Source organism: Pseudomonas sp. SAS7 (assembly GCF_052112345.1).
In the GTDB taxonomy this organism is placed as follows: Bacteria; Pseudomonadota; Gammaproteobacteria; order Pseudomonadales; family Pseudomonadaceae; genus Aquipseudomonas; species Aquipseudomonas putida_Q.
Genome location: NZ_JBEGGO010000012.1, coordinates 33,900 through 54,179, shown reverse-complemented (window position 1 = coordinate 54,179; position 20,280 = coordinate 33,900). Strand labels below are relative to the sequence as shown.

20 protein-coding genes are annotated in these 20,280 nt (G+C 60.4%); 14 read left to right on the top strand and 6 right to left on the bottom strand.

Features of this window, described 5'->3' with window-relative positions; all coding sequences use genetic code 11:
• From pxpB to ABI582_RS19425, 10 genes are all read left to right on the top strand, one after another.
• A complete protein-coding gene (pxpB, locus tag ABI582_RS19470; protein WP_442119993.1) occupies positions 1-687 on the top strand; it encodes a 5-oxoprolinase subunit PxpB in 687 nt (228 codons plus the stop codon).
• Complete coding sequence (locus ABI582_RS19465; protein WP_442119992.1) at positions 684-1,649, top strand: biotin-dependent carboxyltransferase family protein; 966 nt, start codon at positions 684-686, stop codon at positions 1,647-1,649. Before pxpB ends, ABI582_RS19465 begins: the two co-directional genes overlap by 4 nt.
• A 15-nt stretch (positions 1,650-1,664) precedes the next feature.
• A complete protein-coding gene (locus tag ABI582_RS19460; protein WP_442119991.1) occupies positions 1,665-2,447 on the top strand; it encodes a LamB/YcsF family protein in 783 nt (260 codons plus the stop codon).
• The gene (locus ABI582_RS19455; protein ID WP_338747448.1) at positions 2,447-2,881 is read left to right on the top strand and encodes an acetyl-CoA carboxylase biotin carboxyl carrier protein; all 435 of its coding nucleotides are present in this window, start codon (positions 2,447-2,449) and stop codon (positions 2,879-2,881) included. The genes ABI582_RS19460 and ABI582_RS19455 overlap by 1 nt, the downstream gene beginning before the upstream one ends.
• Positions 2,874-4,250 (top strand): acetyl-CoA carboxylase biotin carboxylase subunit, encoded by a 1,377-nt coding sequence (gene accC, locus ABI582_RS19450; RefSeq protein ID WP_338747449.1) that lies wholly within the window; start codon positions 2,874-2,876, stop codon positions 4,248-4,250. The genes ABI582_RS19455 and accC overlap by 8 nt, the downstream gene beginning before the upstream one ends.
• Entirely contained in the window at positions 4,240-4,641 is a 402-nt protein-coding gene (locus ABI582_RS19445) for a hypothetical protein (protein WP_442119990.1), read from the top strand. The genes accC and ABI582_RS19445 overlap by 11 nt, the downstream gene beginning before the upstream one ends.
• Before the next feature lie 82 nt (positions 4,642-4,723).
• Positions 4,724-5,956 carry an OprD family porin gene (locus ABI582_RS19440; protein WP_442119989.1) on the top strand — a complete coding sequence of 411 codons (1,233 nt, stop codon included), beginning with the start codon at positions 4,724-4,726 and terminating at the stop codon, positions 5,954-5,956.
• A 73-nt stretch (positions 5,957-6,029) separates the two neighbouring features.
• Positions 6,030-6,941 carry a LysR family transcriptional regulator gene (locus ABI582_RS19435; protein WP_442119988.1) on the top strand — a complete coding sequence of 304 codons (912 nt, stop codon included), beginning with the start codon at positions 6,030-6,032 and terminating at the stop codon, positions 6,939-6,941.
• A 222-nt stretch (positions 6,942-7,163) separates the two neighbouring features.
• The gene (locus ABI582_RS19430; protein WP_338747453.1) at positions 7,164-8,501 is read left to right on the top strand and encodes an MFS transporter; all 1,338 of its coding nucleotides are present in this window, start codon (positions 7,164-7,166) and stop codon (positions 8,499-8,501) included.
• A 25-nt stretch (positions 8,502-8,526) separates the two neighbouring features.
• Positions 8,527-9,783, top strand: a complete 1,257-nt coding sequence (locus tag ABI582_RS19425) for a gallate dioxygenase (protein ID WP_019470848.1) — start codon at positions 8,527-8,529, stop codon at positions 9,781-9,783.
• Positions 9,784-9,814: 31 nt separating this feature from the next.
• On the opposite strand, the gene ABI582_RS19420 is transcribed toward ABI582_RS19425, so the two are convergent.
• Positions 9,815-11,020 carry a LysR family transcriptional regulator gene (locus ABI582_RS19420; RefSeq protein ID WP_442119987.1) on the bottom strand — a complete coding sequence of 402 codons (1,206 nt, stop codon included), beginning with the start codon at positions 11,018-11,020 and terminating at the stop codon, positions 9,815-9,817.
• Positions 11,021-11,175: 155 nt separating this feature from the next.
• On the opposite strand from ABI582_RS19420, the gene galB reads away from it, so the two are divergent.
• From galB to ABI582_RS19405, 3 genes are read left to right on the top strand one after another with little or no spacing between them, the layout of a single operon-like run.
• The gene (gene galB / locus ABI582_RS19415) at positions 11,176-11,910 is read left to right on the top strand and encodes a 4-oxalmesaconate hydratase (RefSeq protein ID WP_442119986.1); all 735 of its coding nucleotides are present in this window, start codon (positions 11,176-11,178) and stop codon (positions 11,908-11,910) included.
• On the top strand, positions 11,907-12,623 hold the full coding sequence (locus tag ABI582_RS19410) for a 4-carboxy-4-hydroxy-2-oxoadipate aldolase/oxaloacetate decarboxylase (protein ID WP_114942179.1): 717 nt from the start codon (positions 11,907-11,909) through the stop codon (positions 12,621-12,623). The genes galB and ABI582_RS19410 overlap by 4 nt, the downstream gene beginning before the upstream one ends.
• A 2-nt stretch (positions 12,624-12,625) precedes the next feature.
• Positions 12,626-13,705 (top strand): 4-oxalomesaconate tautomerase, encoded by a 1,080-nt coding sequence (locus ABI582_RS19405; RefSeq protein WP_442119985.1) that lies wholly within the window; start codon positions 12,626-12,628, stop codon positions 13,703-13,705.
• A gap of 80 nt (positions 13,706-13,785) precedes the next feature.
• Here the strand turns inward: ABI582_RS19405 and ABI582_RS19400 are convergent, their stop codons facing one another.
• The 3 genes from ABI582_RS19400 to ABI582_RS19390 are packed head-to-tail and all read right to left on the bottom strand — an operon-like array spanning position 13,786 to position 16,320.
• Complete coding sequence (locus ABI582_RS19400; protein ID WP_442119984.1) at positions 13,786-14,370, bottom strand: isochorismatase family protein; 585 nt, start codon at positions 14,368-14,370, stop codon at positions 13,786-13,788.
• A gap of 37 nt (positions 14,371-14,407) precedes the next feature.
• Positions 14,408-15,244 carry a pirin family protein gene (locus ABI582_RS19395; protein ID WP_353455446.1) on the bottom strand — a complete coding sequence of 279 codons (837 nt, stop codon included), beginning with the start codon at positions 15,242-15,244 and terminating at the stop codon, positions 14,408-14,410.
• 11 nt (positions 15,245-15,255) lie between these two features.
• Entirely contained in the window at positions 15,256-16,320 is a 1,065-nt protein-coding gene (locus ABI582_RS19390) for an alkene reductase (protein ID WP_442119983.1), read from the bottom strand.
• 99 nt (positions 16,321-16,419) lie between these two features.
• Between ABI582_RS19390 and ABI582_RS19385 the strand changes: the two genes are divergently transcribed.
• Entirely contained in the window at positions 16,420-17,301 is an 882-nt protein-coding gene (locus ABI582_RS19385; protein WP_442119982.1) for a LysR family transcriptional regulator, read from the top strand.
• Between the two features lie 63 nt (positions 17,302-17,364).
• On the opposite strand, the gene ABI582_RS19380 is transcribed toward ABI582_RS19385, so the two are convergent.
• Both ABI582_RS19380 and ABI582_RS19375 read right to left on the bottom strand, forming a co-directional pair.
• Positions 17,365-18,918, bottom strand: coding sequence for a UxaA family hydrolase (locus ABI582_RS19380; RefSeq protein ID WP_338747458.1), 1,554 nt, complete (start codon positions 18,916-18,918; stop codon positions 17,365-17,367).
• Positions 18,919-18,945: 27 nt separating this feature from the next.
• Positions 18,946-20,271, bottom strand: a complete 1,326-nt coding sequence (locus ABI582_RS19375) for an MFS transporter (protein ID WP_442119981.1) — start codon at positions 20,269-20,271, stop codon at positions 18,946-18,948.
• Positions 20,272-20,280: the final 9 nt, after the last annotated feature.

The following is a 20,280-nucleotide window of genomic DNA, read 5'->3' as shown; positions in this document are numbered from 1 at the left end:
ATGCGAGATATAGATATTATTGAAACGCCTGCCGCCGAATTATTTTTTAGCCCGTCAGGTTGTGGTGCAGTGCTTGTTGATAGTTCCCAGTCGGTTTTTTCGCCAAGCGTGCAAAGAAAGTTTTTTTCACTCGCGCGCGCGCTGGAAACTGATCAACAGATCAGTGAATTGCTGCTCGGGGTGAACAATCTGTTGGTCATGTTTGACCCGCTCGTTAGTTCGCCGTCGGCGATTGAACAACTGATTCATAGCCTTTGGCTGTATCCCGATGCGCTTCCTTCCACCCCCAGGGTCATGGAAATCCCGGTGAGCTACGGCGGTGAAGCCGGCGAGGACCTGGCCATGCTCGCCGAGTACGCGGGGCTCAGCATTGATCAGTGGATCGAACGTCACAGTAACGCGACCTACGAGGTGGCGTGCGTCGGCTCCATGCCCGGCTTCGCCTACCTGACCGGGCTACCCGCCGAACTGGCCAGACCCAGAAGAGCTTCGCCGCGGGCACAGCTCGCCAAAGGCTCCGTGATTATTGGCGGCACGCAAGCTGGCGTGATGCCGTGCACTGCACCGTCAGGCTGGCACGTGGTTGGGCGTACCGACGTCGATTTGTTCGACATTCAAAGACAGCAGCCATGCCTGCTGTTGCCCGGCGATCAAGTCCGGTTCCTGGTCCGGGAGGAAGTGTCATGATCGAAGTGCTGAGCAGTGGTGCCCTCAACCTGGTCCAGGATCTCGGGCGCTCTGGGTGCATGGCGATGGGGGTGAGCCGCAGTGGCGCCATGGATGCCCCCGCGCTGATGATTGCCAACTGGCTGGTTGGCAACCAGGAAAACGCAGCAGGGCTTGAAGTCAACATCTTTCCGTTCCGTTTCAAGCCAGAGCGTACGTTGCTCGTCAGTTGTACCGGTGCACACTGCGCAATGAACGTGGATGGTTATCCCGTACCCAGTTGGACTTGCCTGGAGATCAGGGCCGGCCAACAAGTGGTGGTTGAGCGCCCACGATTTGGGGTCAGGGCTTATCTCGCGTTTTCAGGTGGTGTTGACGCACCGGTGCAGTTGGGCTCCCGTGCGACAGATCTGAAGGCGGGGTTTGGCGGTCATGAAGGACGCGGCCTCAATCGTGGCGACCGTCTCCAACTGTTGCCCCAAAGCCTTTCATCAACAGGTCGTGCCATTCTGCCGCTTGAGCGTGTGCTGCATGCAGAGGCCATGCGTCGCCAGCAGGTGACGGTGCGGGCGATCGCTGCAGCTCAGGCTGACGACTTTTCCTCCACCTCGTTGGACGCGTTCTATTCCACGCCCTACGAAGTTACCCCGCAGGCCAACCGTGTCGGTTACCGCCTCCAGGGCCAACCCCTGCAGATCCTTCGCCCCATCGAGTTGCTCTCCCACGGCATTGCGCCGGGCACCGTCCAGGTGCCGCCGGCGGGGCAACCCATCGTGCAACTGGCAGAAGCCAATACCTGTGGTGGCTATCCAAAGATCGCCACGGTGCTCGATTGCGATCTCTGGCGCCTTGCCCAAGCAGGTGTCGGCTGCAGCATCTATTTCAAGTCCATCACTGTGGCCGAGGGCATCGAAGCCCTTGCCCATCACCGTGCGGCGCTCGCGAACATTCAGCGACAACTGGGCGTCAGCCCATCAGCCTGATTCGAGGAACAGACAATGAACCACAATACGTTACGCATCGATATCAACTCGGATATGGGCGAAGGCTTCGGCCCCTGGAAAATGGGTGACGATGACGCGATTCTCGATATCGTGACCTCTGCCAACGTCGCCTGCGGACAGCATGCCGGCGACCCTGAGATTATGGCTAGCACCTTCGCCCAGGCCAAAGCCAAGGGTGTGGCAGTGGGGGCTCACCCCGGTTTTCCGGATCTGTGGGGTTTCGGTCGCAGAGTGATTCCCCACACGACTGGCGAAATTGAGCGCTTCGTCGCATACCAAGTCGGTGCGGCTGTGGCGCTGTCGAGTTACGCAGGGCACCCCATCACTTTCGTCAAAGCCCATGGTGCGCTCGGGAATCTCACCCAAACGGACCCCGAGGTTGCCAAGGCGATCGCCAGGGCCGTCAAAGCCGTAGACCCCAAGCTTGTCTGCGTTACGTTCGCGGGGGGGCTGATGATTCCGATTGCCAATGATATGGGCCTCGAAACCCGTGCAGAGGTCTTCGCGGACCGCGCTTATACCGAGGCCGGCCATCTGATTCATCGTAAAGAGCCTGGTGCAGTACTCCATGACGTGGATTTCGCCGCCCAGCGCATGCTGCGCATGGTTAGGGCAGGCGGTATCGAAACGGTGAGCGGGCGCATGCTTCCAGTCCATATCGACACCATTTGTGTGCACAGCGATACGCCAGGTGCGATCAGCATGGCAGGGGTGCTACGCAAGACATTGGAGTCGGCCGGCGTCCAGGTCTGTGCTTTTGCCGGGGGATCCTGCTGATGGACAAACCCCTTGTCGAACGGCTCGTCAGTCTGTTCGAAAACAGCGCGTTGAGTGAAATCGAATACTCGGCGGACGGCACGCGTATTCGGTTGGTGAAAGCGTCGGGTCAAACTGTGCCTGAGCAGCCGCGGCTGACTGAAGCGCAGCCACCCATGCCAACCCCGACACGCCAATCGAGTTGGACCATTGATGCTGGACTGACTGGCATTTTCTACCGCGCACCTTCGCCGGATGAGCCCACTTTCGTCGACGTTGGCACTGTCATCGAGGAAGGCCAGCAGGTCGGAATCATTGAGGCGATGAAGATGCTTAACGTGCTCGAAAGCGAGCGCAGCGGGCGTGTGGTACGCATCCTGGTGGAGGACGGTGCTTCGGTCGAAGCTGGGACGCCGTTGTTCGAGCTGCAGTTGAGGGAGGACGCCCATGTTTGATTCAGTGTTGATCGCCAACCGAGGCGAGATTGCCTTGAGAATCCTGCGTGCCTGCCGGGCATTGCAGATCCGGACTATCGCCGTGCACTCCACAGCAGACGCCGATCTGCGCCATGTGCAACTGGCCGACCAGGCCCTGTGTATTGGTCCCGCAGCTTCGGCGCAAAGTTATCTGGACATCGATCGCCTGATGGAGGCCGCTGAGTTGACCGGCGCGGGCGCCATCCACCCCGGCTACGGCTTTTTGTCTGAGCGTGCCGATTTTGCCGAGGTTGTCGAACGCTCCGGGCGAGTGTACATCGGCCCCACTGCTGCGGCCATTCGCCTGATGGGCGACAAGGTCAGTGCCAAGAAGGCCATGCTTGAATCCGGTGTGCCCTGCGTGCCCGGCTCGGACGGCGCTCTGCCTGGCGACCCCCAGGCGGTGGCTGGCATAGCCCGGGATGTTGGGTATCCGCTGATCGTGAAGGCCGCAGGCGGTGGAGGCGGGCGGGGAATGCGCATCGTCCGCGAGCCAAGCCAGTTGGCTCAGGCGGTGGCCACCACGCGTGAGGAAGCCAATCGCGCGTTTGGTAACCCGGCCCTTTACATCGAACGTTTCCTCGAAAATCCGCGGCATATCGAAATCCAGATACTGGCGGACGGATTCGGCAATGCCGTATGGCTCGGCGAGCGTGACTGTTCCATGCAACGGCGGCATCAGAAGGTGATCGAAGAATCTCCTGCCCCCGGTGTTTCGCGGGAGGCTATCGCAGAGATCGGGCAACGCTGTGTCGACGCCTGTATGCACATCGGCTATCGCGGCGCGGGCACTTTCGAGTTTCTCTACGAAGACGGGGCTTTCTACTTCATCGAGATGAACACCCGAATCCAGGTCGAGCATCCGGTGACTGAGTTGGTGACCGGTATCGATCTGGTGGTGGAGCAGTTGCGAATCGCCCGGGGGGAGCCTCTGTCGTTCAGCCAGAAGGATGTTGCCGTGACCGGGCACGCCATTGAGTGTCGCATCAACGCCGAGGACCCATGGCGGTTCACGCCGGCACCGGGCACAGTCGACCATTGGCTTGCGCCTGGGGGCCCGGGAGTTCGTGTCGAGTCCCACTTGTATTCCGGGTACCGAGTACCGGCCCATTACGACTCGCTGGTGGCCAAGATGCTTACGTATGGCAGCAACCGCGAGGAGGCCGTCAGCAGGATGCGCCAGGCACTGGCAGAAACCGTGCTGGAGGGAATTTCATGCACTATTCCACTGCACAGACGGTTGATGGATGAACCTGGTTTCACAGCTGGCGGCTACAACATCCATCACCTGGAACATCTTTTCGAACAAGGCTTTGGTCATTCTCCGGAGAGCCCTCATGAGCGTTGAAGAACTCGCGATACTGGTTGAGCAGTTGCAGGGGCGAGGCATTGCGCGATGTGAGTACGAAACTGAGCAGGGGTCGGTGGTTCTGGTCTTCGCGTCCCATTCCCTTACACCTGTCGTGGAACCGGTTCAACTGCCTGTCCCGAGTCACCAGGACACTTTGATCGAGGCTCCGAAGGCCGGCCAGTTCTTGTCTTCCCATCCACTGCAGGGCGTCGCTCTGGCGGCCGTTGGCGAACCTGTCGAGGCGGGTGCAATCATCGGCTTCATTCAGGTTGGTGAGTCCGTTCAGCCCGTCAAAGCGAAAGCCGCCGGCGTCATGGCCGGCTATTGCCCGGTCGACGGCGAGCTTGTCGGCTACGGGGCGCCAATCGCCAGGCTGATCCCTTCCTAAGGGAAAGCCAGCAAGCGCACGAACTTATCGTGCGCACTCCCTCTCGCGGTATTCATCTATTTCAAGAAGAAGAGGTCGCTGCATGCGTGCACATTGGCCCGTGGTACCTGCTGTCCTGTGTTTGACCTTTGCAACGGACCTGAGAGCCGCTGGCTTTCTCGAAGACAGCCGGGCGAACGTCGACTTCAGAAACCTGTATTTCGATCGAGACTTTCGCCAGCCTGGAGGTAACACTGCAAACGGTCAAAGCCAGGCACGGGAATGGGGTCAAGCCGCCGTTCTGACAGTCCAATCCGGATTTACCCAAGGCGCGTTTGGGCTGGGGATCGATGGCATCGCCATGACTGGCTTCAACCTCGATTCCAGCCCAGATCGTGCAGGCACCGGCATGTTCCCAACCGAGCGTGACGGCAGTTCGGATGATGAATTCAGCCGACTGGGCGCGAGCTTCAAATTGAAGTACTCCAAGACACTTGTTCGCTCAGGTGTCATGGCCTTTCGTAAGCCCGTGCTTCAAAGCGCCGACTCTCGTCTGTTGCCTGGTCTGTTCAAAGCCACCACGCTGGAATCCAGTGAGCTGGCGGGCCTGACGCTTCAGGCTGCACGCGTGACGAAGATGATGGGTTTGGATTCATCCAACTGGGAGCGGCTGACCAGCCGCTATGGCGGGCGCAGCGGCGATTTCACCCTTTACGGAGCGGATTACGCGCTGAATGGCAAAAGCCAACTCCGGGCGTATTACGGAAAGCTGGACGGCATTTACCAGCACACGCTGGCCAATTACCTAGGGCGCGTCGATTTCACGGCGGATCGACACCTCTCTTTCGATTTGCGCTGGGCGAAGGCGGGGGAGGTAGAGGACTTTCGCGACATCGACAACAGGGCAGTGGGCGCCTTGGTAGGGTTGCGCCAGAAGCACCACACATTGAGTGTGGGCTTCCAGAAGATGAGCGGGCGCGATGCTTATCCGTACGTAAACGGAACCGATCCCTACCTTGTTAACTTCGTTCAGATCCTGCAGTTCTCCAATGCTGGAGAGCGTTCGTGGCAGTTGCGCTACGATCTGGATCTGGCCGCATGGGGTGTTCCTGGGTTGAGCTTCATGAGCCGATACGTCCGGGGCGACCAAGTACAACTTTCGAGCGGCGGCGAAGGACGAGAATGGGAGCGCAATAGTGAACTCACCTATGTCATTCAGGGCGGCTCATGGAAAAACGCCTCAATCAAATGGCGCAACGCCACTGTCCGCTCAACCTTTGGCAATGATATCGACGAAAACCGCCTCGTGATCAGCTACCCACTGAGCCTGTTCTGATGGATCATCGACCTTAGATGAACGCCCCGCTTGGTAGCGGGGCTATCCGCCGGATCAAGCTCGTGGGGAATCAATGAATACGCGTTTCATCGAGGCGTTCTTGCAGATTGCAAGGCTGAAAAGCTTCAGAGCTGCGGCTGAGCATTTGCACCTGACTCAGGCTGCCATATCCAACCGGATCGCTTCGCTTGAAGAAGAGATCGGTGCTCGGTTATTTGAGCGGGAGACACGAGAGCTCAAGCTGACTGCGGTCGGCTCGCGGCTGGTCGACTATGGCGAGCGCATGCTGGATCTGGAACAAGAGATCCGCCACCTGGGTCGACCCAGTCACGAAGTTTTGGGGTTGGTACGCATTGGCGCTGTAGACAGCGTGGTGCATACCTGGTTGATAGCCTTCCTGAAGCGCTTGCAGTCGACATATCCTGGTATCGAAGTTCAGCTGACCTCGGAAACCAGCGCCGGGGTCTACAAGGCGCTGCGTGATGGGGTGATCGATATCGCCCTGCAGACGCATCCCATCGAAGGTGACGGTATCACCAGCATTCCCTGCCTCTCGATCGCCACAGGGTGGATAGTAAGCAACCAAGCGATGATCAGTACCCAGCAGCCCATTCTGGATTTGTTGGGTCAGCCAACCATTACCATGAGCCAGAACTCACAGCCACATCTGGTGCTCAAGGAACTCTATCGCAGATTCTGCCTCCCGGTCGGCAAGACGCATCACGTCAGCTCCATATCCGCACTGGTGCAGCTCGTTGAGGCTGGGTTTGGTAACGCGTTCGTTCCCCTTGCGCCCGTGCGTTATGCAATTGAGTCGGGTCGAGTGAGGATGGTGGATTGCGGCCTGCCGATCCCTAACCAGCCACTGGTTGTAAGCTACACCCAAGCGCATTCGTCCGAGGCTATTCGATTGGTAGCCGAGCTTGCGTGTCTTGAATGCGACCAGTACGTGCGCTCACTTGTGCCCCCATACGCTGCCACCTGATTGATCCACTTCAGTCAGCCTCTGGCGGAACCTTCCGCTCGGTGGAAGGCTCGGGCTTTCCATTCATCCAATAAGAAAAACAGATACCTGCTTAAGGATTTCATGGAGGCGGGGAAGGGATGCCCGCCTTAGAGTCACCTTCGTCCATAAGTCAGATGGCGCTTACCGTTGCGGCAAGCATTCGCCTCGGCTTGGTCCCTACAAAAACAAGAAGGTGAAAGCATGAGCAACGAAGCGGTCGATATCAAGGCATGGATCGACGACCGACCAGTATCCCGGTATCAGTGGCTCATCATGGCCCTGTGCTTTCTGGTTGTACTGTTCGATGGTTTCGATGTGGCGGTGATGGGTTTTGTCGCACCTTCATTGATCCAGGAGTGGGGCCTTACCCGGGCTGCTTTTGGCCCGGTCATGAGCGCCGGCATGGTAGGCCTTGCGATTGGCGCTTTGACCGCAGGCCCTTACGCTGACCGCTTGGGTCGCAAACGGGTGCTGCTGATCGCCGTGACTGGGTTCAGTGTGCTGAGCCTGGCCTGCGCCTTTGCCCGCAACCCCTACGAACTGGGCTTACTGCGTTTGCTCACCGGGGTAGCGTTGGGTGCAGCGCTGCCGAACACCACCACTTTGCTGTCTGAATACCTGCCAGAGCGAAATCGCGCGCTTTTCATCACCATCATGTTTACAGGCTTCAACATGGGTTCCGGGCTTGGCGGTTTTCTGGCTGCCTGGCTGATCCCGGCGTATGGGTGGCATGCAGTATTGCTCGCGGGTGGCATCATGCCGCTGGTACTGCTTCCGCTTCTTTGGTTGTGGTTGCCTGAGTCGGCACGGTTCCTTGCTGCTCGCAATGCACCTGCTGCCGAGATCGCCAAGGTGTTGAACCGGCTCGGTGGTGCGTTCACTGCCGCTACGCGGTTCATCGTCAGCGAGGGCCAAGCGAATCACAAGGCACCGGTACGCATGCTGTTCACCGGTCAGTTCCGTTTCGGCACGCTCGCGCTGTGGAGCACCTATTTCATGGGCCTGCTGGTGATCTACCTGACCATGGGCTGGATGCCCACACTGTTGCGTGACAGTGGCTTGTCCATCGAGCGGGCAGCCAGCATCACCGGCTTGTTCCAGCTCGGCGGCACCGTGGGCGCCATTGCAGTGGGCTGGGCAATGGATCGGCGCAACCCCAATCGCGTGATTGCCGGGGCTTATGTGCTGGGTGGCTTGTGCATCCTCTTGCTGGGCGCCACCAGCCTGGAGTCGACGCTGCTTGCCGTTGGGGTCACCGCGGCGGGATTTTTCATGAGCGGGGCACAAACCGGGCTCAACGCGTTTGCGCCGGGCTACTACCCAACAGATTGTCGCGCTACCGGGGTCAGCTGGATGCTAGGGATCGGGCGTTTTGGGGCGATCTTCGGCTCGCTCATTGGCGGCGCAGTGTTGAGTATGGGCTTCGCTGTTCCAGTGCTCTTCGCGTTGTTGAGCGTACCGGCCTTTATCGCTGCGATGGCGATCCTGGCCAACGGCCATGCCCGGCGCCGGCCAAGCCAGGCTGCAGTGGCCCAGTAGCTTCATTCAAGTAAAGGAACATTCCATGGCACGTATCATCGGCGGCCTCGCCGTCTCTCATACACCCACTATCGGTTTCGCGGTCGACCACGACAAGCAGCAAGATGCGGCGTGGGCCCCAATTTTCGAAGGGTTCGAGCCAATCAAGGCATGGCTCGATGAGAAAAAGCCCGACGTCCTCTTCTATATCTTCAACGATCACGTGACGTCGTTCTTCTTCGACCACTACGGTGCTTTTACCCTCGGCGTCGACGAACGCTATGAGGTTGCAGACGAGGGTGGAAACCCTCGCGATCTGCCAGCGGTGAATGGCCATGCGGCACTGTCCCGGCACATCGGCGAAAGCCTGGTGGCTGACGAATTCGACATGGGTTTTTTCCGAGACAAGCCGCTTGATCACGGGTTCTTTTCCCCCATGTCTGCGTTGCTTGCCTGCGACGACGGCTGGCCGGTAGAAATTGTTCCGCTACAGGTAGGCGTGCTGCAATTCCCCATTCCGAGTGCCCGCCGCTGCTACAAGCTGGGGCAGGCGCTGCGCCGGGCGATTGAAAGTTACCCAGAGGATCTCAAGGTGGCCATCGTGGCCACAGGTGGGGTTTCTCACCAGGTCCATGGCGAGCGCTGTGGGTTCAACAACCCCGAATGGGATGCGCAGTTCCTGGATCTGCTGATACATGACCCGCTGCGCCTCACGGAAATGACCCTGGCCGAATTCGCTACGTTAGGCGGGCTGGAAGGGGCAGAGGTGATCACCTGGTTGATCATGCGAGGTGCGCTGTCATCCAACGTGAAGAAGCTGCACCAGGACTACTACCTGCCTTCGATGACAGGCATTGCAACGCTGCTGCTGGAGAATGAGGATCGACCGGTGCCTGTCGAAACCACTGCCCGGCACCTCAAGCACATGCGGCACCAGCTCGACGGCATCGAAAAGCTGGAAGGTACTTACCCGTTCACGCTGGAGCGAAGCGCCAAGGGCTACCGTCTGAACAAGTTTCTGCACCGCATGATCGAACCTGACTGGCGCCGTCGCTTTCTGGAAACGCCAGAGGCCCTTTTTGATGAGGCGGGTTTGAGCGAAGAAGAATGCGACCTGTTACGCCGCCGTGACTGGCGAGGGCTGATCCAGTACGGCGCAATCTTCTTCGTACTGGAAAAGCTTGCTGCGGTAGTGGGGGTGCCAAACCTGCAGGTGTACGCCGCGATGCGTGGGCAGAGCCTGGAAGACTTCATGAAGACGCGCAACCAGCAGGTGCTGTATTCGGTGGCCGGCAAGCCATAACCGAAATCGCGGCGCGCTTTCAGCAATTTCTCTAGACGGTTGCCTGCTCGCCCGCCACTGCGCGGATCATGTCCATCAATGCCTGCGCTACTGGCGAGTGCAGGCAGCCGTTTCGGTATGTTAGCCCGATGGCGCGGGAAGTCTGTTTCAACTCGACAGGCAAGACACATAACTCGCCAGAGGCTATTTCTTGCTCCAACTGGTGTGCGGAAACGGCTGCGATCATGTCGGAACGCAGCAACAAACCTCTGATGATGGCCATATCGGCGCTTTCCACCACCGGGTGTGGGCTGGCCATGCCCAGTGCAGTGAAACATCCATCCAGCATCTGCCGCGCGGGTGAACCGGCCCTTGGCAATACCCATTTTGCGGTTGAAAGCGCGCTGTAGTTCAGGCTTTTCGCGAGTGGGTGGTGTTGCCGGGCCACAAGCACCATTTCCTCGGACAACAGCTTTTCTCCGGTAAGGTCACTTGCGTAAGCCGCACTGCGCAACGCACCGAATATAAAGTCGACATCGCCTGCGCGCAACTCGGTGGCCAGCAGGTCGAAAGGGCTTTCGTTGGTAATCACCTGGATATGCGGGTGGGCGGCCATCAGGCGCACGATGGCAGCAGGCAAGATTCGAGTTCGGCCCAGGGGCAGGGCGCCCACATGCACTGCGCCTTGCAATTGGCCGTGAAGGGCTGAGATGTCTGTTTCCATGTGGCGCAGTTCGTTGAGTGCACGCCGGATAGGGAACAGTATTTCGTGGCTCGTGCGGGTAGGTTGCAGGCCTCGAGGGGTTCGCTCGAACAGCGTTTGGCCACAGCCGCTCTCCATGACCTTGAGCGTTGAGCTGATGGCCGGCTGAGTCAAGCCCATGAGGTTCGCAACGGTCTGCATGTGATGCGTCTCGCAGAGGCTCACGAAAATCTGCAGCCGCTTTACCTGGAACAGGTACAGCGGCTCCACGGGCTGCTTGTCTGCCGGGGCAAGCAGCCGAGGGACAGTACCGAGCTCCTCCAGCACCCTGCGGGCCCGCGGCAGCACGCGCTCACCATAGCCGGTAAGACGCATGCCATTGGTGTGACGCTCGAACAGAGGCGCATTCAAGCGGGCCTCCAGCTCGGAGATCGAGCGTGTAACCACAGACTGCGCGCGGTACAGCGCTGATGAAGCTTTGGAAACACTCCCGAGCTCCGCGACGCGCACAAATGCCCGCACGTGCATCAAGCCTGGCAGCTCTCTGGTTTCCATGGCGACAGTCAACTTTCTGCTTGAGGTGGCGTTGACTATGCCGATCCCAGACGAGGAGGGCAATAAGGAAAACGCATACCCCATACACCCGAACGCATTACTGCTTCAGTCAGGCCGAATGCGAAGCTGTGCCTATCGAAACAGGAGCACTCGCAATGACAGGATCACAACAAAACGCATTGGTTGTCAGCGCCCATTCTGCCGATTTTGTATGGCGTGCAGGTGGCGCTATCGCGCTGCAAACCCAGCAGGGTTACAACGTGCACATCGTTTGCCTGTCCTACGGCGAGCGGGGCGAGTCTGCAAAGCTATGGCGAAAGGGCGACATGAGTGAGGGCAAGGTGAAAGCTGCCCGCCAGGAGGAGGCGATGGCTGCAGCCGAAATACTTGGCGCAAGTGTGGAGTTTTTCGACATTGGGGATTACCCCCTGCGGGCTGACAAGGACACGCTGTTCCGCCTGGCCGATGTCATGCGCCGTGTCCAGCCGGCTTTCGTACTCAGCCACTCGCTGAAGGACCCGTACAACTACGACCACCCGCTGGCAATGAACCTCACTCAGGAAGCGAGGATCATCGCCCAGGCAGAAGGTTACCGACCGGGCGAGAAGATTGTCGGGGCACCCCCGGTCTATGCCTTTGAGCCGCATCAGCCCGAACAGTGTGAGTGGCGCCCGGATGTGTTCCTGGACATCACCGATGTATGGGACAAGAAATACGCTGCGATTCAATGCATGGCCGGGCAGGAACACCTGTGGGAGTACTACACACGTGTCGCCCTGCAGCGTGGTGTACAGGCCAAGCGCAACGTTGGCATCACCTGCGCCCGCAACATTGTCTACGCCGAGGGCTACCAGAGCATCTTCCCGCGCGTGACGGAGAGCCTGGCATGAGTACGCTCGTGGGAAAAACCGGCGTGGTCCTTCGCAACATCGAGCGAGCGGGCGCGGGCCTGGTGGACGAACTGGCGGCATACGGTGTTGCCACCATCCACGAAGCACAAGGGCGCAAAGGGTTGCTGGCGCCCTCGATATCGGCGATTCAGCAGGGCACTTCTGTCAGTGGCTCGGCCGTCACTGTGCTGGTGGCGCCCGGGGACAACTGGATGTTCCACGTTGCTGTTGAACAGTGCCGTCCTGGCGATGTGCTGGTAGTGGCACCCAGCTCTCCCTGTACCGACGGCTACTTTGGTGACCTGCTTGCAACTTCGCTCAAGGCGCATGGTGTGCGTGCGCTGGTGATCGATGCCGGGGTGCGCGATACCCGTACCCTTCGGCAAATGGGCTTCCCTGTCTGGTCACGGGCGGTCAGCGCGCAAGGCACCATCAAGGAGACGCTAGGCTCGGTCAATCTACCGATCATTTGCGGCGGGCAGCTGGTCAACCCCGGTGACGTGGTCGTGGCGGATGATGACGGTGTGGTGATTGTGCGTCGCGATGAGGTGACGCAGGTGCTGGAGGCGACCCGTCGGCGTGCTGATCTGGAAGAGCAGAAGGCGTTGCGCCTGGCCAGCGGCGAACTCGGTCTGGACATCTACAACATGCGTCCCCGCCTGGCGGAGAAGGGGTTACGGTACATCGACAGCCTGGATGAACTGGGAGAGTAGGCATGGCCCAGACACGCATTCCCTGCCTGTTGATGCGCGGCGGCACCTCCAAGGCTGCGTGCTTTCTGGATAGCGACTTGCCGGAGCAGGGCGAGCTGCGCGATCGGGTGCTGTTGGCCGCCTTGGGCTCACCTGACAGCCGCCAGATCGATGGGATAGGTGGCGCAGACCCGCTCACCAGCAAGGTCGCGATCATCAAGGCGTCACGCCGACCCGACGCTGATGTGGATTATCTGTTCGCACAGGTGATCGTAGATGAGCCGCGCGTCGACTATGGCCAGAACTGTGGCAACGTCCTTGCTGCTGTCGGCCCTTTTGCAATCGAGCGCGGGCTGGTCACCGCGACGGGGGAGGTCACGCCAGTTCGCATTTACATGGAGAACACCGGGCAAATGGCGGTTGCGTATGTGCGTACGCGCGGCGGCTGCGTCGACTATACCGGTGATGTGAAGATTGATGGCGTGCCGGGAGCCGGCGCACCGCTGGTCATTGAATTCCAGGACATTGCCGGCTCCAGCTGTGGGGCGTTGCTGCCGACGGGCAACACGCAGGATGTGTTCGATGGCATCGCGGTCACTTGCATCGACAACGGCATGCCTGTGGTACTGATGCGCGCTGAGGCATTGGGCTGTAGCGGTTACGAGAGCCCGCAACAGCTGGAGGCCGATTCGGCGTTGAGAGGGCGGCTGGAAAGCATCCGCCGGCAGGCCGGCCCGGCCATGAATCTTGGCGATGTGAGCCAGCGCAATGTGCCCAAGATGTGCCTGGTGTCGGCTGCTGCCTCGGGAGGTACGCTGAACACGCGTACCTTCATTCCTCATCGCTGCCATACCAGCATTGGCGTGTTCGGCGCTGTCAGCGTGGCGACGGCTTGCACGCTACCGGGGACGGTTGCTTCGCAAATTGCTGGCGTAGCGCTTCAGGACCGCATGCGTTTGTCGATCGAGCATCCCACCGGAGAGTTCACGGTTGAAGCAACGCTTCAGAAGGGCGAGCTTCTGGGTTGCGGGTTGGTACGTACTTCCAGGGTTCTGTTTGACGGGGTCGTGTGTATTGCGCGGCCCCTTTGGGAAGGACGGTAGCGGGACACACAGGTGCGGGCGAAAGTAGTACCCCGTCAAGGCGATGAACGTCTCGCCGGGGTACTGTCGCTGGGGCCGGCTCAGCCGCCGAACGACTCCATGAGCACCTGTACCAGCTCATCGCCTTCAGGCGTTGCCCAACTGCCGGCCAGTTCGGCAATCAACTGGTTGGTGGTGGTCAGCGTTACACCTGCCTTGTCCATCCGGCGCAGCGCTATGTCATCGGCCATCGCGGTTGGGGACGCGCCGGCGTCGGCGACAACCTGTACCTCGAAGCCGTCACGGACCAGCGAAAGTGCCGGGTAGACGGTGCAGACATCATTGGTTACGCCAGCAATGATGAGCTTCTTGCGACCAGTCGCTTTGACGGCTGCGGCAAAATGTTCATCGTCCATCGCGTTGACGATCCCCAGGCGCTTGATGCGCCCCGCGAACTCGGCCGGGAGGATTTCTTCCAGTTCACTCAGCAAAGGCCCTTGCGCATGCTCCTCCATGCTGGAGGTGAGCACCACCGGTAGCTTGAGAATGCGCGCCGCCTTGGCGAGCATCAGCGCATTGCGTTTGAGCTCATCGAAGGGCATGGATTTGGCCCAGCCCATGGTCCCTACCTGATGGTCGATCAGCAGCAGGGCAGCGTTGTCAGCATTGAAATTTTCATGAGTCATGATGATATTCTCGCTAAGTAGAGGAACGGTGGTTGGCTTATCGGGTGTGCAGGCTGCCGAACAACCCGCGTTGGTAGCGCTGCACGGCCTCGTTCAGTGCAGCTGGTGACGCCAGCGCCATTGGGCCTTGCCAATGGACCGGCTGATTCAGCGGTGTACCTGAAAAAACCACTGCCTTTGCGGCGCCGTTCTTTGCCTGCACCGTCACAACCCGCCTTGGCCCTTGGGGCAGATTCACTGGGGCCTTAGGGTCAAGCAGACTGAAGGGCTGGCCGTCCACGGTCACCTCACCATCAATTGGCACGACGAACGCGACATGGCCGTCCGGGATTGGAATTTCTGCCTCGCTGCCCGCTTCCAGCAGGATGTCCAGCAATCGGACATCGGTGGGCAATGAAAGGGGAGAGGCGATCTCGCCGAACGCCCCGAGGGGCACACGAATCTTCACTCCCGGCAGGCGTACAACGGGTACATCGCGTGCTTCCAGGCTGAAGACATGAGGAGCCTGCGCCTGTTTGTCCTCGGGCAGATTGATGAAGATTTGCAGCATGTGCACGGTCTTGCCGGGCTCCGCTGGGACTTCTTCATGAACCACCCCGCTACCCGCCGCCGTCCAGTGCAAACCACCGGGCTGAATCACATTGCGATTGCCCAGTGAGTCCCGGTTATCGATCCCCGTTTCCGAATCCAGAAACAAATACGACACTGCCGAGAAACCCGCGTGCGGATGCGCTGGGAACGTCGGCCCGCTGATCCAGGCGTGATCCACGCCCAGAAACGGATCAATGGGTCTCGCAAACTGATCGCCACGAAGGCTCAACGCTCGGAACTGGCTGCCATGATTCATACGCTGCAGGCGTGCGGTGGGTAGCATGGTGGCGCTCCTCAGGCCCCTTGGGTCAGGGTTGGGTAATCTATGTAGCCTTCTGCGCCAGGCGCGTAGAAGGTATTTTTATCCGGCACATTGAGCTCGGCGCCTGCACGCAGCCGTTCTGGCAGATCAGGGTTGGCCAGGAAAGCAGCACCAAACACAGCCGCATCCGCTTTGCCGCCGGAGATAAGCGCTTCGGCGCTTTTTTTGTTCAGGCCACTGCCGACCAGGTAGCTCCCTTTGAAGAGCGGCCGCAGGGCGCTGTGATAGTCGAACTCTGCACCAAACAGCGCGACGTGCAGGTAAGCCAGGTTCAACGGCTGCAGTTGCTTTACCAGGTAGGTGTAGGTTTCTTGCGGCTGGGCGTCGACGATGTCGTTGAAGTTCATTTCCGGGGAAATCTTGATTCCCACGCGGTCGCCGCCCACTTCCTCGGCCATCGCTGCAAGCACTTCGAGAACGAAGCGAACACGGTGTTCAACAGGACCACCGTATTCGTCATTGCGCTGGTTGCTGCCGCTGGACAAGAACTGCTCCGGCAAATACCCCGATGCTGCATGCAACTCCACGCCGTCGAAGCCAGCCTCGATCGCCCGACGAGCAGCCTGGCGGTAAGCTTCCACGACGCCGGCAATTTCAACGACGCTCAACGCATGTGGGATGACGAAGTCTTGCAGGCCGGTAGCAGTATAGGTCTGACCTTCGGCCTTGATGGCTGAGGGTGCCTGGGGCTGGGCGCCGTCGATCAGCAGTGACGGGTGAGAAACACGGCCACAGTGCATCAGTTGCATGAAGATACGGCCGCCACGGGCGTGAACGGCTTCAGCGACCTTTTTCCACGCGGCTACCTGTTCATCGGTTTCGATGCCAGGGGTCCGCACATAGCCTTTGCCCAGCGCAACCGGGAAAACACCTTCGGAGATGATCAGGCCAGCGCTGGCGCGTTGCTCATAGTAAGTGGCGACGAGGTCGGAAGGGACGCCACCGTCGTCTGCACGCGAACGCGTCATGGGGGCCATGACCACGCGGTTGGACAGGGTGTAGCGGCCTACCTGGACCTGGGAGAAAAGAGAGTTCATTACAGTGCTCCTATGCGGTGATGGGGTTATCATCAATCAATGCGTTGCCGGGATAAATCCGGCTAAATTGAAATGACTGATCCATTTTTGGAGCAATGCTTGGAATACCTGAACGACATGGCCTTGTTCGTCGAGGTCGTGAAGATGCGCAGCTTTCGAGGCGCCGCACAGTCCCTGAACATGCCAAGCTCGACGCTTTCAAGGCGTATTACCAGCCTGGAAAAGCAGATAGGGTTGCGCCTTCTCCATCGCACTACACGCAAGATCGAGCTGACTGAGGCTGGCCAGCTTTACTTTGATCGGTGCAAGCGCATTGTCGATGAAGCGAGGCTGGCGCATGAGCAACTGGGTGAGCTGCTTGCCAGGCCCAGCGGCCTGTTGCGCGCCTCATTACCGGTGGATTTCGCCAACATCTACCTGGCGCCGTTGATTGCGGACTTTGCCCGACTGTATCCAGGCATCACCTTTGACTTCGATCTGACACCCCGGCAGGTCGATCTGGTCAGCGACCCCGTGGATGTGGTCATTCGGATGGGCGAGCCGGCCAGCTCCAACTTGATTGCGCGAAAACTGGCCACCCTGCAACGCGGCCTGTATGCCTCACCTCAATATCTGGCAGGATCCGGTGAGCCCCGCGAGCCAGCGGAGCTTGTGCATCACGAATGCCTGCGGATGTCCGGGGCGGGCTCGGACAAGTGGACCCTGACCAGCGAGGCGGCTGTCGAACAGGTTCAGGTGGGTGGCCGCTTTGAACTGAACAGTGTGGGGATGTTGCGTCGACTTGCCTCGCTGGACCTTGGCATCGCACTCCTGCCTGCCGGTATCGCTGCTCCAGATGTCGAGGCTGGTGTTTTGCAACGGGTGCTGCCGCAGTGGCAAGCGACTCCGGTTCCCGTGTACGCATTGACAGAAACCCGACTGCTTCCTGCCAAAACCCAGCGCTTTATCGAGTATCTGCGAGACCAGCTGGAGCGGCCCTAGCGACGAACAACCGGGGGCGCCCGCATGGCGCGTGAGCTGGCGCCATTGATGACGGCTCGGGGATCAGGTGATGGCGCCGATCTGCCACGGCACGAACTCGTTCTGGCCGTAGCCATGCTGTTCGCTCTTGCTGCGTTCGCCCGAGGCGATGCTCAGCATCATCCGGTAGATGTGTTCGCCACGCTCCTCGATGGTCATGCTGCCATCGGCAATGCCGCCGCAGTTGACGTCCATGTCCTCTTCCTGAGTCTCCCAAAGGCGTGTGTTGGTCGCCAGCTTGATCGACGGCGAGGGCGCGCAGCCGTAGGCCGAGCCGCGGCCAGTGGTAAAGGCGATGAGGTTGGCACCGCCGGCGACCTGGCCCGTGGCGGAGATGGGGTCGTAGCCGGGCGTGTCCATGAACACCAGGCCGTGGGCGCGCACCGGTTCGGCGTACTCGTAAACATCCATCAGGTCACTGGACCCGGCCTTGGCCACGGCACCCAGGGACTTTTCAAGAATGGTGGTGAGGCCGCCGGCCTTGTTGCCCGCCGAGGGGTTGTTGTTCAGCTCGGCGCCCATCCGCTGGCAGTAGGCCTCCCACCACTGGATGCGGGCGATCAGCTTCTCGCCCACCTGCTGGCTCACTGCCCGGCGCGTCAACAGGTGTTCGGCGCCGTAGATTTCCGGGGTTTCCGAGAGGATTGCGGTGCCGCCGGCTGCCACCAGGCGGTCGACCGCATTGCCCAGCGCCGGGTTGGCGGTGATCCCCGAATAGCCGTCCGAGCCCCCGCACTGCAGGCCGACCGTGAGGTGGCGGACGCTGACCGGCTGGCGTTCGACCTGGTTGGCTTCGGCCAGCAGCGACTTGACCTGGGCGATGCCGCTGGCAATGGTCTTCGACGTCCCGCCGGTGCCCTGGATGGTGAACGTGCGCAGTGCGTGGCTGCTTTGCAGGCCCTGGGCCGCCAGCAGGTCGGGGATCTGGTTGGTCTCGCAGCCCAGGCCGATCAACAGCACCGAAGCGAAGTTGGCATGCACGGCATAGCCGCCGAGGGTGCGGCGCAGCATCGCCAGCGCCTCGCCACCGGGGTCGACCGCGCAACCGACGCCGTGGGTCAGGGCGACCACGCCATCGACGTTGGGGTAGGGCGCCAACGCCTCGGGGTGGATGTCGCGGCGAAAGTGGTCAGCGATCGCCCGTGCCACCGTGGCCGAGCAGTTCACCGAGGTGAGGATGCCGATGTAGTTGCGCGTGGCTACCCGGCCATCGGCGCGCACGATACCCATGAAGGTATCGTCGTTGGGCGCCTGCTGGCCTTTGGCATCGACGCCGAAGGCGTAGTCGCGGGCAAATTCGCCCATCGCCAGGTTGTGCACGTGCACATGTTCGCCTGCGGCGATCGGCTGGCTCGCGAAACCGATGATCTGCCCATAGCGGCGCAGCGGCTGGCCCGCGGTCAGCGCGCGGGCAGCCACCTTGTGGCCCGCCGGGATCGGCTCGCGCACCACGATGCCCTCGTCCAGCAGCAGGCCTTCGGTCAGCGGCTGGCGTGCCACCAGCACATCGTCCAGTGGGTTGAGTCGGATCACGGCGTTGGCAGCGCTTGCACTGCCTGTTGTTGTAATGAGTTGCATGGTGTTCACCTCAATAGGGCGCGTGGCTCAGGCCAACCCGCGCTCGCGGTAGTCGATCAGGCCAGAAAACAGCATCAGGCCGAAGGCCATGACCACGAAGAAGATCAGGGCCAGGAAATAGGAACCGGTGAACTGCACGATCAGACCAATGAGGATCGGCACCAGCACGCCCACCATGTTGCCGCAGAAGTTCATGCTGCCGCCGAGCACGCCAGCTTTGGACTTGCCACCGAGGATCGCCGGCAGGCACCAGTACATGCCGCACCACCGGATGAAGAACAGCGCCACGCAGAGCAGGGCGATGACCAGGCCGGCATCCGGGGTGTAGGCCACCAGCAGGATGCACAGGGCGGCGACTGCGGCGGAGCCGGCGAACATGCTGCGCATGACGGTATTCGGCTGGCCACCTTTTGCTTTCCACTTGTCGGAGATCCAGCCGCCGATCAGTTCACCAATGAAGCCACACATGAAGATCAGGAAAGTCGCACCACCCATCGCCTTGATATCGAGGTTGTGTGCCTGGTGCAGGTAGCTGGGCATCCAGGTCAGCAGCCCGTAGAACACGCTGTTGTAACAGGCATAGCCAGCAAACATGCACAGTACCGAGCGGCTCTTGAGCAATTCCTTGAGCACCGCCTTGCGGATGCCGTTGGCCTTGCTCGCGGCGTCGTTGGCCTGGGTGATGTAAGCCAGTTCAGCGGCGTTGACTTGCGGGTGCTCGCTGGGGTGGTTGCGGATGTACCACCAGGCCCAGATACCGGCGGCCACCGTGCCGACCCCGGCGACGATGAAGGCGATGCGCCAAGAATCGAACCAGGTGATCAGGCCCGCGATGATAATTGCGCCGAATGCGGTACCCAGCGGCGCGCCGCCGTCGACCAGCGTGGCACCGCGGCCACGCTCGTTAGGCGTGAGCCAGGCACCATTGAGCTTTGCGCCGGCGGGCATGATCGGCGACTCTGCCACACCAAGGCCGATGCGCGTGACCAGCAAGGTGATCCAGTTGTGAGCAAACCCGCCCAATGCCTGGAAAGCACCCCAGCCGATGGTCGCGACGCCAATGATATTGCGCACCTGGAAGCGGTCGAGTAGCACCCCGGCAGGAATCTGCATCAAAGCGTAGGACCAGAAGAACGCGCTCAGGATCAAGCCTTCGAGCGCTGGAGTGAGTTCAAACTCGGCAGAAATCAACGGCAGCGCCACAGACAGCGAAGCGCGGTCGATGTAGTTGATCGCGGCCAGTAGCAACAGGATCAGGAAGATGCGCCAGCGCACGGTGGTTGGCTTGGCGCTGTCGGTGTTGGCAGTCGCCAGGGCCGGCGCGGGGGCCGGAGGGTAGGGGCTGTTGTTCATGCTCATCTC

Excerpts from the sequence above, each read along its gene's own strand:
- pxpB (WP_442119993.1), top strand. The coding sequence starts at position 1 with ATGCGAGATATAGATATTATTGAAACGCCTGCCGCCGAATTATTTTTT.
- ABI582_RS19465 (WP_442119992.1), top strand. The coding sequence starts at position 684 with ATGATCGAAGTGCTGAGCAGTGGTGCCCTCAACCTGGTCCAGGATCTC.
- ABI582_RS19460 (WP_442119991.1), top strand. The coding sequence starts at position 1,665 with ATGAACCACAATACGTTACGCATCGATATCAACTCGGATATGGGCGAA.
- ABI582_RS19455 (WP_338747448.1), top strand. The coding sequence starts at position 2,447 with ATGGACAAACCCCTTGTCGAACGGCTCGTCAGTCTGTTCGAAAACAGC.
- accC (WP_338747449.1), top strand. The coding sequence starts at position 2,874 with ATGTTTGATTCAGTGTTGATCGCCAACCGAGGCGAGATTGCCTTGAGA.
- ABI582_RS19445 (WP_442119990.1), top strand. The coding sequence starts at position 4,240 with ATGAGCGTTGAAGAACTCGCGATACTGGTTGAGCAGTTGCAGGGGCGA.
- ABI582_RS19440 (WP_442119989.1), top strand. The coding sequence starts at position 4,724 with ATGCGTGCACATTGGCCCGTGGTACCTGCTGTCCTGTGTTTGACCTTT.
- ABI582_RS19435 (WP_442119988.1), top strand. The coding sequence starts at position 6,030 with ATGAATACGCGTTTCATCGAGGCGTTCTTGCAGATTGCAAGGCTGAAA.
- ABI582_RS19430 (WP_338747453.1), top strand. The coding sequence starts at position 7,164 with ATGAGCAACGAAGCGGTCGATATCAAGGCATGGATCGACGACCGACCA.
- ABI582_RS19425 (WP_019470848.1), top strand. The coding sequence starts at position 8,527 with ATGGCACGTATCATCGGCGGCCTCGCCGTCTCTCATACACCCACTATC.
- ABI582_RS19420 (WP_442119987.1), bottom strand. The coding sequence starts at position 11,020 with ATGGAAACCAGAGAGCTGCCAGGCTTGATGCACGTGCGGGCATTTGTG.
- galB (WP_442119986.1), top strand. The coding sequence starts at position 11,176 with ATGACAGGATCACAACAAAACGCATTGGTTGTCAGCGCCCATTCTGCC.
- ABI582_RS19410 (WP_114942179.1), top strand. The coding sequence starts at position 11,907 with ATGAGTACGCTCGTGGGAAAAACCGGCGTGGTCCTTCGCAACATCGAG.
- ABI582_RS19405 (WP_442119985.1), top strand. The coding sequence starts at position 12,626 with ATGGCCCAGACACGCATTCCCTGCCTGTTGATGCGCGGCGGCACCTCC.
- ABI582_RS19400 (WP_442119984.1), bottom strand. The coding sequence starts at position 14,370 with ATGACTCATGAAAATTTCAATGCTGACAACGCTGCCCTGCTGCTGATC.
- ABI582_RS19395 (WP_353455446.1), bottom strand. The coding sequence starts at position 15,244 with ATGCTACCCACCGCACGCCTGCAGCGTATGAATCATGGCAGCCAGTTC.
- ABI582_RS19390 (WP_442119983.1), bottom strand. The coding sequence starts at position 16,320 with ATGAACTCTCTTTTCTCCCAGGTCCAGGTAGGCCGCTACACCCTGTCC.
- ABI582_RS19380 (WP_338747458.1), bottom strand. The coding sequence starts at position 18,918 with ATGCAACTCATTACAACAACAGGCAGTGCAAGCGCTGCCAACGCCGTG.
- ABI582_RS19375 (WP_442119981.1), bottom strand. The coding sequence starts at position 20,271 with ATGAACAACAGCCCCTACCCTCCGGCCCCCGCGCCGGCCCTGGCGACT.